Below are 13,371 nucleotides of genomic sequence, written 5' to 3' on the forward strand. Positions count from 1 at the left end.
CCTGGCGCAAAAGGTCTTCATCCCCCTTATGAAGACCTTTTCTAGTGGAATTCCTGACGCAAAAGGTCTTCATCCCCCTTATGAAGACCTTTTCTAGTGAAATTCCTGGCGCAAAAGGTCTTCATTCCCCTTATGAAGACCTTTTCTAGTGGATTTCCTGGCGCAAAAGGTCTTCATCCCCCTTATGAAGACCTTCTCTAGTGGATTTCCTGGCACAAAAGGTCTTCATCCCCCTTATGAAGACCTTTTTCTAGTGGAATTCCTGGCGTTAAAGGTCTTATTTAGTACGTACTTCTTCTTAAAAGTTTATAAAACCTCACTACTTACTTTTCATGATAATTTCTAATCAAACTCCAGATAAATTTGGCATTTTACAACTTCATCTTCCTACGTGAAAATGAAATATCGTTTAATTAGTTCACGATTAGGGGAAATTGTTATTAACATATCAGCTTCCCTCTCTCTTGTGTAAAAAGAATCATTTTACTTACTCGATTAGGGATTATTTAGTACTGTTAGATGATATATTTTTTATAAAATTTTGATATTCGGAATAATTTTATTCCCTGCGCTTTTGCCAATTTATTTACAGCCGTTAACATATATGTATCTAGTTATGGGAGATTATTTTCAAACACGATACCATTTTCACTTTTCAAAGTTTTATATAGCACAAATATACAAACAAAAAACTGACTATGTCTAAATACCTAATTTGAACCTTACAAAAATTTAATGTTACAGTATTAACATATTACTCTACTAAGAGTGATCAATTTTTTAAAAGTTTAGACACTATTTAAAAGAGAAAAAGTCTGGAACATGATGTCTGAATTTTCAAAAATCTGAATGCAGTTTAAAAAGAATTGGAGGTTCTTATGATTAAATTTGAAAGTGTATCAAAAGTGTACGACAGTGGGTTTCAAGCTGTGAAATCTCTTAGTTTTGAAATCCAGGAAGGAGAATTGCTAGTACTGATTGGGCCGAGTGGTTCGGGGAAATCAACAACAATGAAAATGATTAACCGAATTAACCCTCATTCAAGTGGGCGTATTACAATAAACGGCAAAGATATCACCTCTTATAATGTTGCTGAACTCAGACGCAATATCGGTTATGTTATTCAGCAAATCGGCCTTTTCCCCCATTATACAATCGAAAAAAACATTTCAATTGTTCCCCAACTAAAAGGTTGGGATAAGCAAGACATCAAATCCCGTGTAAAAGAGTTGCTCGAATTAGTAGGACTGGATCCAGTAATTCATGCAACACGTTATCCAAAAGAACTTTCAGGTGGACAGCAACAACGTGTTGGAATTGCAAGAGCACTTGCTGCAAATCCAGATATCATTTTAATGGATGAACCATTCAGTGCGCTAGATCCACTTACACGTGAACAACTTCAGGGTGAACTGATCACTTTACACAAAAAACTTAAAAAAACAATTGTATTTGTAACCCATGACATCGATGAGGCTTTAAAGATGGGTGATCGGATTGCAATTATGAAGGATGGAGACATACTTCAAATAGATACTCCAGAAAAATTACTACATGAACCAACTCATGGATTCGTAGAAGATTTTATTGGTAAGCACCGCATTACCCAGAATCCTGAACTGATGCCAGTAACCGAAATTATGGCAGAATCCATTGTTACTTCTTCTCCTCAGAAATCTCCTGAAAGGGCGATATCACTTATTCGCCAACGGAAAATCACGAATCTTATTATCCAAGACACTGATGGTAGATTGATAGGTATCGTATCTGCTTACGATCTACTCAAAAAATTGGGTACCGTCAAAACGATTGATGAAATTATGCAACCTGCAGAGCCATATTTACTTAATACTGCAACAGCGAAAGATGCTATTGTTCTCATTGATGTTGCTCCTTTTGGAATGATTCCGATTGTTGACAAAGACCATAAACTTGTAGGACTCGTCACACGGGGCTCCTTACTTTCCGCCCTATCTAGTCAGTGGATAGAAACGGAGGAGGAAGATCAAGATGAATAATATGAATATATGGCAACAACTCGTTGAGCAAACACAGTTACGCTGGGGAGAAGTACTTGAAGCTACATTTGTTCATATTCAACTCGTATTCTTCTCAATGATAATCGCTACCATCCTAGCAGTAACACTTGGAATTGTAGCTACACGTGTACCTTGGCTGAAGAATATTATTCTTGGCGGAACAGGTGTCCTACAGACAATACCAAGTTTAGCTTTGCTTGGTTTTATGATCCCGATTTTCGGAATTGGTGTATACACTGCTATTGCGGCATTGTTTCTTTACTCATTACTTCCGATTATGCGAAACACCTATACCGGTATTAAAGATGTTGACCAGGCGACTATTGAGGCAGCAAGAGGATTAGGTATGACGAACATGCAAATTTTATTTAAAGTGGAACTTCCTCTTGCAATTCCAGTTATAATGGCTGGTATCCGTACAGCTGCTGTTATTAATGTAGGAAATGCTACTCTCGCTGCCTTTATTGGAGCAGGTGGACTTGGTGACTTTATTTTCCTAGGCATTACACGTGGTATTGATGGGTTAATTTTACTCGGAGCAATTCCAGCTACCCTTCTTGCGATTGTCATCGAAACTTTCTTTAGTGCTGTTGAACGCTGGACAACACCGAAAGGATTGAGAAAATAAGATGAGGGTAAGTAAAAAAATTTCACTAGTAATGCTTATGTTTCTTATTATAAGTACGCTATCAGGATGTATTTTTATCGAGAAGGATACACTCCGACTCGGATCTAGAAATAATACAGAAAGCATTATATTGTCAAATATTATGGGACAGTTAATTGAAGATAAATTGGGTATCGAAGTACTCTATAAAGAAAATCTTGGTGGTTCGAACGTTGTTTGGAATGCAATGACAAATGGACATATCGATGTGATTCCTGATTATACAGGAACGATAGTGGTTACTTATTACCACGAGGAACCAGGAACAGCAGAAGAAACGTTAGAAGCAACAAAACGTCTTGTTGAAAAAGATGGCATTGTGGCATTGAACACTTTTGGTTTTAACAATACCTACACGCTAGCACTAGATGAGACGAAAGCAGAAGAACTAGGTGTTGTAACGTTTAGTGACTTTGCTAAATATTCCCAAGATTTCAGGTTAGGAGCAGTCTTTGAATTTATCGATAGACCAGATGGATTGCCTGGCTTCCAAAAAGAGTACGACATTCAATTTAAAGACGTTAAAGGTATGGACCACGGAATGATGTATCGCTCCATCAACGCAGGTGAAGTGGACGTGATTAACTCATACACAACAGACGGACAGCTTCAAATATACGATTTACGTGTGTTAGAGGACGATAAATCTTATTTCCCACCGTACCATGCACTACCTCTTGTTCGCAAAGAAACGCTAAATGAATATCCTGAGCTAGAAGAAGTACTAAGTCTTCTTAAAGGCAAGATTGATGAAGAAACGATGCAAATCATGAATGGAAAAGTCGACAACGATGGAATGATGGTCGAACGGATTGCACAGGAATTTCTTATTGATTCGGGGCTAATTGAAGATAAATAAACTAAAGAAGATCGTGCATACTAATAGAAAGCGTTTAGGCATAAGGAGAATTGTAGCCAGGAGATTATGAGTATGCCTGGCACAGAAATTAATTCCTAATTGAGGGATATCATAGATAAAAAGTCTTCGTTGCTATTCATCGCTTTTTCAACCTAAAAAACGTATAATAGGGAAAGCAGAAGAAGAATTCATTTTTCCTCTAGTTAAAAAAAGAGGTGCAATTACTTGAAACAATTTATAACAGCATTACCTGAGCAGTACGAAACATTAAAAAAACAGGCCAATTATACGTCTAGCTGGCGTGATCGTTTAGACGCAGTTGAAACGTTATCTGCTTATAAGCAAGACAAGATTATTGATTTATTAAAAAATCGTATGCAGCATGATACTGTTTACAAAGTTCAAATGGCTGCTTACGAAGCACTTGTAGCGTTTGGCGAGGACGTTGAGAAACCATCACCTGCACGTTTTGATATTATTAAGGGCACAGACAAAATTTTCTTACGTGTGAAAAAGAGCTTACCAAACGACCACACATTGGAAGACTTTGCAGATAAGCTAAAGCGTATGCGTTTAGATGTCTATGATGCATATGAAGGCGATAAAGGTGCACAATTTATGAACTGGTTAGAGGAACGCTGGTCAAAACTATAACTGAACGATTGAAAAAAAGTCATTCCCTTTGTATGTTAAGGGGATGACTTTTTCTTTTTTCAATTCAGTGCCTCGCCTTATTAAACTAATTTAAATTGTACCTTTAATGAAAATACTCCTGTACGCCTACATTAGCTAAATAATTATATCTTCATAACCATCCGTACTGTTTTTAAAATATGTCCTTCGAATTCATCATCAAACTCTTTAACAATTTCGAACCCTTTAGCTTTATAAAAGGTCAATCCAATCATATTCTTTTTTTCTACATTTATATAAATTTCTTTAATACCATCTAATTCTTCAATTGCTTGTTGTAACAAAGCAGTACCTATTCCTTTACCTTGAAATTCTGGGTAAAGGTAAATAGCAGCTAATTCAACTATCCCACCTTCCCTGACTGTGGAATAGTTTGCAAAACCGACAACTTTATTTTCAACTTCCGCGACGTACACAATAGAACGTTCTAAGCGTCGTTTCATCATTTCGTCATTGTAAGCAGATTTTAAGAATTTATTTTGTACCTCTAGAGGAATTATTCCCTCATAAGTAGCATTCCAAGTTGTTTTCGCTATATTTTGAACTTGACTTGTATCTTCGTAGTCCATCTTACGAATGATTATATTCATTTAAAGCTCCCCCTTAAAAACACTTCATAAACAATTTGATTTAAAATTATAAAATCCTTCTTCAACTCTACTTAGTTTTAAGAATAACTTAAAAATTTTAATTAACTTCTCCTTAACTTCCAATAAATAAACAGGAAAATTCCTGCCAACAATAGTATTAGCATTGAAATTAGAACTGGTAGATTTATTGTGTAACCAAAGTCACCTTGGAACAGAGGGGTCTTTAAAGGTTCAGATTTATTTAGCCCTAACTTCTCTGCCATATCAGTAATATCTTTTTCTGTAGGTTCATTTATCATATAAATTCACTCCCCTATTCCAATCTAAAAGGTTAAAACCTCCCTTAAACTATCTAACTCCCGATTCTTGGGTATCAATAAGGACATTAACCCTCCTTAGATTAATTACCTAAATCTTGTGAAGACTGTTTCTCCTGTAAGAATATCAATCTATTAATGGTAAAACCGTAAAATCTTCCATACTTTCTCCAAGAATATAGTGTGAAAACCACATCAAATTTTGCTTCATAATAGCCACATTAATTCCTGGCTGATCTGAACTATACGCCATTCCTTTAAATACTATTAATTCTGTATCAACTTCCAAATCCGTTAATCCTCGATATAGCTCATATGCATTCGTTATTGGAACTCTTGCATCCATATCACCATGCTGGATTAAAGTAGGTGTACAGGCTGATTTAATATATGTCATTGGTGATGTTTTCAAATATATCTCCGGGTCATTCCATGGATCATTTCCTAAATGCATCCGAATAAAGTAAGGGATATCTGTATTTACATAGTGGGAACTCCAATTAGTAATTCCACCTCCAACTGAAATAGCATTAAATCTACTACTATATGTAGAACAAAAAGCTGATATAGATCCCCCGTAGCTCCATCCCATAACCCCTACTCTATCTATATCTGCAATCCCCCTGTCAATTAGTTTATCCACACCAGATATAACATCATCGTAGTTAGCAATTCCCATTTTTCTATAGTTTGCTTTTAAGAATTCATTACCATAACCAGAACTTCCCCTGTAGTTCGGTTCTAAAACTATAAAGCCTTTTTCGATAAACTGTTCAATAGGATATTTCCCATTAAAACAGTCTGAAAATATTGGAAAGGAAGCCCAAGCCGGACCACCATGATTTACAACTAATAAGGGATATTTTTTGTTTGTGTCAAAATTTACTGGGGTTGATAAAACCCCCTCTATTTCAACTCCATCACTGCTTTGCCAAGAGATTATTTCTCTTTTACTTTTAAGCTTTCCTTTGAAAATGCTATTTTCATTGGTTATTTTTCTTTTATCTAAATAGAGTTCAAAGGTTTCATTCGGTAAAGCCAGATTATATGCTATATGATTTCCATCCCTTGTTATTGAAGCGTCCATAATAAAGCTGCCATCTATTTCGCTTAAAATTTCCACAGTGCCGTCCTCAGATAACAACCCAATAACATAACTCGTCTTATGCTGCCATCTAATTAAAATTCCTTTATCTGTCCAACGTAATGGGACAACGGTACTATCAAAATCTGTTAAAGGTTGAATTAGCTTCCCAATAGTTAAATCATATATCTCAAGTGTACTGTCTTGTATATGGGTTTTATAGCGATCCTTCTCATTAATGCTTGCTGAGTAGCATATTTTGCTACCGTCAGGAGAAAAGCAAACGCTCCCTCCCAACAGCTTATCTATATCCATCTTTTTTAACTCACCAGATTTAATATCTAGGATGTATAAATCCCCATTAATAAAATCCGCCATATTTGGACTTGGGGAAGCCATTAATACAACCTTTTTCCCGTCACTTGAAATATCAAACTCATGGATATGAAAATCCTTACCATCCGTTAGTTGATATATAACTAAATTTTTGTGTTCATATGTATCGTTTTGCATCTCTTTTTCTATGTAATATAAACTATTATTCTGGTATTCCTTAACTATATGGAAATCTCCATATAGTTCCTTACGTTTCGTTAACGCCTCAGAATCTTTTGATTGTGCAACATAAAAAATACCCTTACCAGTAGGATCCCATTTAAATTTACTGACCCCTTCTTTCACATCAGTCATTTGAATCCCCGTATTACCATTTACTGACTTAACAAAGATTTGATTTCTCTTATTATCACTTTCACCAACCGGACTAAGGTATGCGATATCTCTAGAGTCTGGAGACCATATTGGGTATGTACTATCTATGTCACTCGATGTTAATGGGTAACACTGTCCCTTAACTTTTTCATATATCCATACATGAATCCTATATTTATTGTCTTGCCAGTTAGCAGTCTTCTTGACAAATGCTACGTTTTTCCCATCATCACTTATGTTTGTACCTGATAATGTTGGTAATGAAATAATATCTTCAATACTTAAATATGTTTTTTTATCCATTCTCCTTCATTCCCCTTCACGATTCCTACCAACTAAGATTAACATTTGCATATCATTAAATGGTTTCCGTCAGGATCTTTGAAATTAAACCAATGGTTATGCTCAATCTCTGTTGTTAATTCTACATTCCTACTCTTCATATACTCATATGCCTGTTCTATGTTGTTAGTATTCAAATGAAAAGGTGGTGTTTTGAAAATAGTATCCTTTGAATAAATTTTGCTATCTAGTACAATTCCAGTTCCATTCATAGGTACAATATATAAATGACCAAATAATATCTCACCATCTGCTGGTAACCCTAATATGTCACAATACCAGTCACGAGCTTTTTCAATATTGCTTACCGGAATAAATATTGTGCCAACTTGATTTAATATGGGATTCATAAATTACCTCCAAATTTTGCTATTATAGGTTAAGTTCGTTATATATTATATTTCCCCTTCTTTTGATTTAATTTGAATTTTAGTGAAAAAACGTTCCTGATTATTTCAAAATCACTTTGATAATGGACAATTCTTTACAAACATCATTAGAAAAAATTAGCAGCTACAGCAACTATTATTCAACAGTATCTAATAAATCTACTTCTACATTTTCAAGGTCTTTCCAACTATAGAATTTTTCTAAATGCCATTTATCTTTCATCCTTTTAAATTTATTATCTTCAATCCACAAATGTAAGTCATTATAGGCATCTGCTATTTTATAATTAACACCTTTAAATCTTGAAACAGCATATTTTTGAGGAGGAACTGTTAGAGTCACCATACCAGAAGGAATATCTTCGTACTCTTTAACTTCAGTGCAAACCCAATACCCATCTTCATCATCCGTACCATTCTCTACAACAAATGCACCAAATTGTATTAATGGATTGACTAAATGTTTAATTTCACTAATTCGTTCACTTAATAGTATTGATGCTCTTGGTATTTCGATTATATATTGATCACCAGGACATAAAACTCGGAACCCTACTAACTTTATTTCATCTAGTTCTTTAATAGTCTTATTTTGTAATATTGTTTCTGACATTTTTTATATCTCCCTTCATTAGCAAATTAACTGTTTTTAGAATAAATTTTTAAATACCTTCTATATTAACTAACTTCCCCGTTAATATAATAACTTCAACAAAAAAGGCTTTAATCCTTTCTAGATTAACGCCTTCGTTACTTGAATAAGTTTTGAACTTTTATAGCTACTTCTTTCGGTCTAACATCAATAGATGATAATCTTTTTATATCTACCCATATAGGCATGTAAGTTCCTCTATCTCTCTCTTTGTCTGTATATTCTTCACCTTGTCCAGTTCCGAATGTACCATTAATGATTTCAGTTAAGAAAAAGTATTGAGTTCCTTTAAAATCAACGTTTGCTATACACTCATTGACCTTTACTTCTACTCCCAATTCTTCATATGCTTCTCTTTTTGCTGCATCTTCTGGTGTTTCCCCATTCTCTATTCCACCACCAGGAAAAACATAATAAACAGATCCATCTCGAATTCTACGAATTAATCCTACCTTATCATTTTGTATGATTACTACAGAACCTCTATTTCGCATTAATTTCTCCAAAAGTAATTTTCATGCTGGGAGCGTATATTAATGAAGAATCAATGTTAAATACTTGTGAAAAGAGCATTTCAGCCACAAATTGTTCCTGTGCTTCATTAACTGTGACCCCTCGTTTATACAAACTTTCAATAAACTGTTCTTTACTTGCGGGTTCTCCACCTACTCCGTCTTCTTTTAGCGAATTAAACAATTTTTGTTTATCTTGTTGATTCATATCAGGATGGAGGAAATTAACCTTATCACTGACTCGACACTCAATATTTTCTACGCCCAGTTCTAATAAGTATTGAGGTACTTTTACTCCAATATTTCCATTTTCACCACTTTTGTTTGCACTATCTTCAAATAATCTCTGAAGAATTCCAAGTGGAACAACCTGTGATTGATTATATCCTTCAAGCTCGTATGATGACATACCGGAAATCCAATGTGGTTCAAAACAAATTATTTTCCCACCATTTACAATAGAATTTACCATAGCTTGAAGCATTCTTTTTGGTTGGGACATGTGTAATAAAAACGCATGACAAACAGCAATGTCGTACTTTCTCTCTAATTCTATCTCAGTTGTATCTGCTAAAATAAATTCCGTTTCAAAAGGCAGGTTATGAAAATATTCTTTTGCCTTATCAATCAATTGTTGTCCTTTATCTATACCTGTATATTTAGAACCTTTTGGTAAAAGGGGTAGTAATTTAAGTCCCAAATACCCATAACCACAACCATAATCAATAATATGTACTGGTTTAGTAATCTTCCAAACTCTACTTACTAAAAACTCTAAATAGTCATCGTTATAATATAAATCTCTAGTTCTTTTGAGGTATTCCAGTTGGGTATCTCAATAATACTTTTCCATCTTAGTCCTCCTCTTTACTTTTGTAACGAAAAAATATGAAAAAGTTCTACGCAATCTAGAAACTCCATGGTAGCTAAATAGCTTTTACTAAAAAAAACATCCGTTACTTTAAGTATCTTTTATACAAGAATTTGAAGTTCTCTATTTTTCCGAAAACCAATAGAGTGCTTTTTGTTCCAGCTCACTCACGAATCTCTTTTTTGCTGGACTATATTCACTTGTGGATTCGTAACGTTGAGCCAATTCTTCTTTGAAGCGACTGTACCTAGCTACTTCCTCGGGATGAGACCTCAGATAATCACGAAAAATTATATGACGTTCAATTTCAGGATTACCAAATTGATAAAAATGAATATGATGGGTTCTGTTTTCCCCGCCTTTTCTAAATAACCTCCTACCTTCAATACCCCATTCCCCAGCAATATCATACCCAAGAGAACCTAATTGGTTATTAAATAAATCAATCTTCTCTATGCTTTTCACGATACACATCATGTCAATTACAGGTTTTGCCTTCATTCCCTTAACTGACGTACTCCCAAAATGCTCACATCTTATTATCTCGTCTCCAAATATTGTTTTCAGAAAATTAACTTCTGCCTGAAACAATCGAGTCCAATCTTCACTATAATCTGTAAGCCGAACTTTCATATTGTTATATCCACCTTTTATTTCTACTTTATATACAGACTTTAATTTCTTCTTATTCAACTAACCTGCCTAGTTAGTACAATACTTCAATGAAAGCGACACTTTTTGACCTCTATCCCTCATTAGTTGAATAAAAAAGTGTGGTATTTTCAAACGATCACATCTCTTTGTTGATTATAGGTATATCATTTCAATTAAAATTATTTTTCTGATTTAATTTATGTTCCTCTATTAAGTCAATGTTTCTACCATTTATAGTATAATCCTGTAAATACGAACCAATATTGGCATAAAGCTCAACATTTTGTAACTCTGATAGTGGGAGCCATTTAACACCTATTTGATTTGGATCTGGATTTTCTGGAAGTCTTGGAATAGAGTGAGTTTTTAATTTACATTCAAACATCATCACTAAAGTGTGTGTATCCCCAAATTTCCCAAAATTAAGATGTGGTGTATATTCATAGACAAATGCTAATGGACCAACTTCTACATCAATACATGCTTCTTCTTTCGCTTCTCTTTTTACTGCTTGAATAATAGATTCATTTGGTTCAGTTCCACCAGCAGGTAAATCATAGACAATCCCTCTTACAGGGTCATTATATTGTGTTAGTAATATTTTATTATCTTCAATAATTATTGCCCCTGCACGTACCCTTATATGAAATTGCATCTACTTTCACTTCCTATAATAAAAGGATAATTTTTCAACAACTTGGATCGTTAGTGGTTATATTGAGTTTATAGTATCTTAGATTATGCAAAACATTCGTTTAAGAAAATTAATCCTCACTCAATTCTGCCATACTTCTTATGTAATCTTTCTTTACACTCATTCCAAGTAGGAATAGCTTCTGCTACCCAATAAATTAATTCTAATTTATCTGCAATATTTCGTGATATTTTCATTGATTTTAGATGATTACCATTATTTCGAAAGACCATCATATGTTCCTTGCTTTCCAAAACTGTTAAAGTCCAATATGTGTCCCATCCTTCTTTGTTAAAAGAAGAAAATTTTAATCCTTCTGTATTTTTTGATTGAATAATTGACTTTATTGTATGAAAAAAAAAGTTAGGTAATTTTCTCTTACTTTTTATATGCAACCTGGTAACTGAAATAAACATATCGTATTCATCCTTTCACATATAAACTATGATAATATGTCAAAAATAGACTATAGATAAGTTTTTTAAATCTAATGTATAAACTAAATTGACCAAGAAAAGCTTTATCAATATTAGATTGATTAACTTGTTTAAACGGTTTTTCTTGAAATTTCTTATTTTTCTCGTCTAAATAACAATTTCTAGAAAACCCTCCAGATATTTTATCCTTTATTTTTAGAAATATCTATCCTAATTAAAGGCAATCAATCAATAGCCCCTATAACCTTTATTCATAATTCAACAATGCACCTCAGTCAATAAGTTCGACAAAAAAAGCGTAAACCCTTGTGGATCAACGCTGTTCGGTATTTTCTCATTATTAATTTTAAAAAGTAATTACGACTCACTACCATAAGAAATAGTTAGTTCCTTTACAAACACTGCATTACCTGATATTTCCACATTATAGGTGTCTAACTTTTTGGAGATGTGTACCATCACGCGACCTTCTTTTCCTATCTCGTTCCCTTGGGATACTTTTAGGTCAACTGATTGATCAATCTCATTATTTTTTACGTATTTCGCATAATACGCACCCATCACACCTGATGCTGTTCCAGTGACTGGATCTTCAATCGTTCCAGAAAAAGGAGATGAGAAGTGTCTCGCATGCATATGTGCTGTTGGATCATTTGACTCTAAACAAAATGGATGAATTGATGATTTCGGCAATTCTTTTAATATAGAAGGAAAGTCATTATTAGATGGTTGCATTCTTTTAAAAGGTTCTATTCCTTTTATTGGTACTAATAATGTCCATATTCCTGTGCTACCATATAGAATTGGTAAGTCTTCATGAAGGTCTGATACATTGATTCCTATTGAATTTGCCAAATCCACTTTTGAACCAGTGAATTCTATAAATTGGGGTGAAGCTTGTCTCATTGTTATCGCAAAATCATTGTTAGGTAAGCTTTGAATACGTATTGGTAATATCCCTGCTCTTGTTTCAATAGTGATGTTTGTTTTATCCCCTAGTAAACCTTTCGATTTTAATGCATATATGGTTGCTATTGTTGCATGGCCGCATAAGTCATTTTCATGACCTGGTGTAAAATAGCGAATTCTAATATCAGCAAAATCCGATTTCAATGCAAATGAAGTCTCATTAAATCCAACTTCTAAAGCGATTTCTTGCATTTCTTGTTCAGTTAAATGATCTCCGTCTAAAACGACTCCCGCTGGATTGCCTTTATTCGGTTCTTTACTAAATGCGTCATAATGATGGACTTTGATCGTTTTCATAGTTTATTCCTCCGTTTGAGCTTTGGACATCTATTAGTAAATAAATAGAAAGTTATAATAGTTTAGACATATAATATTCATCAACAAATTCACCATTAATTTTAAGTGAGTTTCTTTTTATACCCTCAACCTCAAATCCTTGCTTCTTATAAAGGGCTACACCTGCTTTATTTTCAATGATTGTTGTTAGTTCTAGTCTAGAGATACCGTTTCTTTGAGCCCATTGCTCTGCATAATTAAATAATGCTGTGCCTATTCCCTTCCCTCTCAAACTTTCTACGATTCCGATGGCAATGTAAGCAGAGTGTTTATTTTTATTTGTCGATCCTCCAACTAGCATCATATAACCAATGAGCTCGCTATCTTCTTCTGCAACTAAAATTGTAGAATTACTTTGTTTTTCAATTCTTTCAATGTGCTTTGCGAATTGTTCTGCTGTTGTATTTCTCTCACCCGCTTCCATTAACATATAATTAGAAGTGGCTTCTACTTCCTTTATAAGATTAATTAAATTCTCCGCATCTGCTATTTTAATCTCTCTTATTGTCATTGAACAACACCCTTTTCATTTACATATTAAAAGCATTATATTTG

General features: G+C 34.0%; 16 protein-coding genes. 4 read left to right on the top strand and 12 right to left on the bottom strand.

Translation table 11 applies throughout. The features are described from left to right. Nucleotides 1-878 precede the first annotated feature (878 nt). The 4 genes from CD29_RS14305 to CD29_RS14320 all read left to right on the top strand — a co-directional run bounded on the left by CD29_RS14305 (nt 879) and on the right by CD29_RS14320 (nt 4,219). On the top strand, nt 879-2,018 hold the full coding sequence (locus CD29_RS14305) for a betaine/proline/choline family ABC transporter ATP-binding protein (protein ID WP_036188263.1): 1,140 nt from the start codon (nt 879-881) through the stop codon (nt 2,016-2,018). Beyond that, a complete protein-coding gene (locus tag CD29_RS14310; RefSeq protein ID WP_036188264.1) occupies nt 2,011-2,667 on the top strand; it encodes an ABC transporter permease in 657 nt (218 codons plus the stop codon). The genes CD29_RS14305 and CD29_RS14310 overlap by 8 nt, the downstream gene beginning before the upstream one ends. A gap of 37 nt (nt 2,668-2,704) precedes the next feature. Then, the gene (locus CD29_RS14315; RefSeq protein ID WP_235801846.1) at nt 2,705-3,565 is read left to right on the top strand and encodes a glycine betaine ABC transporter substrate-binding protein; all 861 of its coding nucleotides are present in this window, start codon (nt 2,705-2,707) and stop codon (nt 3,563-3,565) included. A gap of 225 nt (nt 3,566-3,790) precedes the next feature. Beyond that, nucleotides 3,791-4,219: a HEAT repeat domain-containing protein gene (locus tag CD29_RS14320; RefSeq protein WP_036188269.1), complete on the top strand. Its 429-nt coding sequence runs from the start codon at nt 3,791-3,793 to the stop codon at nt 4,217-4,219. 143 nt (nt 4,220-4,362) lie between these two features. Here the strand turns inward: CD29_RS14320 and CD29_RS14325 are convergent, their stop codons facing one another. The 12 genes from CD29_RS14325 to CD29_RS14380 all read right to left on the bottom strand — a co-directional run bounded on the left by CD29_RS14325 (nt 4,363) and on the right by CD29_RS14380 (nt 13,327). Beyond that, nucleotides 4,363-4,848 (bottom strand): GNAT family N-acetyltransferase, encoded by a 486-nt coding sequence (locus CD29_RS14325; protein ID WP_036188272.1) that lies wholly within the window; start codon nt 4,846-4,848, stop codon nt 4,363-4,365. A gap of 101 nt (nt 4,849-4,949) precedes the next feature. Then, nucleotides 4,950-5,147 (bottom strand): hypothetical protein, encoded by a 198-nt coding sequence (locus CD29_RS14330; protein ID WP_036188274.1) that lies wholly within the window; start codon nt 5,145-5,147, stop codon nt 4,950-4,952. Between the two features lie 145 nt (nt 5,148-5,292). Further along, entirely contained in the window at nt 5,293-7,263 is a 1,971-nt protein-coding gene (locus CD29_RS14335; RefSeq protein WP_036188277.1) for a S9 family peptidase, read from the bottom strand. Between the two features lie 38 nt (nt 7,264-7,301). Next, on the bottom strand, nt 7,302-7,652 hold the full coding sequence (locus CD29_RS14340; protein WP_036188280.1) for a VOC family protein: 351 nt from the start codon (nt 7,650-7,652) through the stop codon (nt 7,302-7,304). Between the two features lie 175 nt (nt 7,653-7,827). Further along, nucleotides 7,828-8,304, bottom strand: coding sequence for a GyrI-like domain-containing protein (locus CD29_RS14345; RefSeq protein ID WP_036188282.1), 477 nt, complete (start codon nt 8,302-8,304; stop codon nt 7,828-7,830). Between the two features lie 137 nt (nt 8,305-8,441). Then, on the bottom strand, nt 8,442-8,837 hold the full coding sequence (locus tag CD29_RS14350) for an NUDIX hydrolase (RefSeq protein ID WP_036188285.1): 396 nt from the start codon (nt 8,835-8,837) through the stop codon (nt 8,442-8,444). Next, the gene (locus tag CD29_RS14355; RefSeq protein ID WP_235801849.1) at nt 8,827-9,681 is read right to left on the bottom strand and encodes a methyltransferase domain-containing protein; all 855 of its coding nucleotides are present in this window, start codon (nt 9,679-9,681) and stop codon (nt 8,827-8,829) included. The genes CD29_RS14350 and CD29_RS14355 overlap by 11 nt, the downstream gene beginning before the upstream one ends. Nucleotides 9,682-9,849: 168 nt before the next feature. After that, the gene (locus tag CD29_RS14360) at nt 9,850-10,359 is read right to left on the bottom strand and encodes a GrpB family protein (protein WP_036188288.1); all 510 of its coding nucleotides are present in this window, start codon (nt 10,357-10,359) and stop codon (nt 9,850-9,852) included. Nucleotides 10,360-10,549: 190 nt separating this feature from the next. Beyond that, nucleotides 10,550-11,035 (bottom strand): NUDIX domain-containing protein, encoded by a 486-nt coding sequence (locus tag CD29_RS14365; protein ID WP_036188292.1) that lies wholly within the window; start codon nt 11,033-11,035, stop codon nt 10,550-10,552. A gap of 116 nt (nt 11,036-11,151) precedes the next feature. Beyond that, the gene (locus tag CD29_RS14370) at nt 11,152-11,490 is read right to left on the bottom strand and encodes a hypothetical protein (protein WP_036188295.1); all 339 of its coding nucleotides are present in this window, start codon (nt 11,488-11,490) and stop codon (nt 11,152-11,154) included. Nucleotides 11,491-11,868: 378 nt separating this feature from the next. After that, a complete protein-coding gene (locus tag CD29_RS14375; protein WP_036188298.1) occupies nt 11,869-12,777 on the bottom strand; it encodes a PhzF family phenazine biosynthesis isomerase in 909 nt (302 codons plus the stop codon). A gap of 52 nt (nt 12,778-12,829) precedes the next feature. Next, the gene (locus CD29_RS14380; protein WP_036188301.1) at nt 12,830-13,327 is read right to left on the bottom strand and encodes a GNAT family N-acetyltransferase; all 498 of its coding nucleotides are present in this window, start codon (nt 13,325-13,327) and stop codon (nt 12,830-12,832) included. Nucleotides 13,328-13,371 lie beyond the last annotated feature (44 nt).

The organism is Ureibacillus manganicus DSM 26584 (assembly GCF_000772945.1).
Taxonomy (GTDB): Bacteria; Bacillota; Bacilli; order Bacillales_A; family Planococcaceae; genus Ureibacillus; species Ureibacillus manganicus.

Coding starts and splice junctions, on each gene's coding strand:
- CD29_RS14335 (WP_036188277.1), bottom strand. CDS start 7,263: ATGGATAAAAAAACATATTTAAGTATTGAAGATATTATTTCATTACCA.
- CD29_RS14340 (WP_036188280.1), bottom strand. CDS start 7,652: ATGAATCCCATATTAAATCAAGTTGGCACAATATTTATTCCGGTAAGC.
- CD29_RS14360 (WP_036188288.1), bottom strand. CDS start 10,359: ATGAAAGTTCGGCTTACAGATTATAGTGAAGATTGGACTCGATTGTTT.
- CD29_RS14325 (WP_036188272.1), bottom strand. CDS start 4,848: ATGAATATAATCATTCGTAAGATGGACTACGAAGATACAAGTCAAGTT.
- CD29_RS14330 (WP_036188274.1), bottom strand. CDS start 5,147: ATGATAAATGAACCTACAGAAAAAGATATTACTGATATGGCAGAGAAG.
- CD29_RS14350 (WP_036188285.1), bottom strand. CDS start 8,837: ATGCGAAATAGAGGTTCTGTAGTAATCATACAAAATGATAAGGTAGGA.
- CD29_RS14375 (WP_036188298.1), bottom strand. CDS start 12,777: ATGAAAACGATCAAAGTCCATCATTATGACGCATTTAGTAAAGAACCG.
- CD29_RS14310 (WP_036188264.1), top strand. CDS start 2,011: ATGAATAATATGAATATATGGCAACAACTCGTTGAGCAAACACAGTTA.
- CD29_RS14345 (WP_036188282.1), bottom strand. CDS start 8,304: ATGTCAGAAACAATATTACAAAATAAGACTATTAAAGAACTAGATGAA.
- CD29_RS14370 (WP_036188295.1), bottom strand. CDS start 11,490: ATGTTTATTTCAGTTACCAGGTTGCATATAAAAAGTAAGAGAAAATTA.
- CD29_RS14305 (WP_036188263.1), top strand. CDS start 879: ATGATTAAATTTGAAAGTGTATCAAAAGTGTACGACAGTGGGTTTCAA.
- CD29_RS14315 (WP_235801846.1), top strand. CDS start 2,705: ATGTTTCTTATTATAAGTACGCTATCAGGATGTATTTTTATCGAGAAG.
- CD29_RS14365 (WP_036188292.1), bottom strand. CDS start 11,035: ATGCAATTTCATATAAGGGTACGTGCAGGGGCAATAATTATTGAAGAT.
- CD29_RS14380 (WP_036188301.1), bottom strand. CDS start 13,327: ATGACAATAAGAGAGATTAAAATAGCAGATGCGGAGAATTTAATTAAT.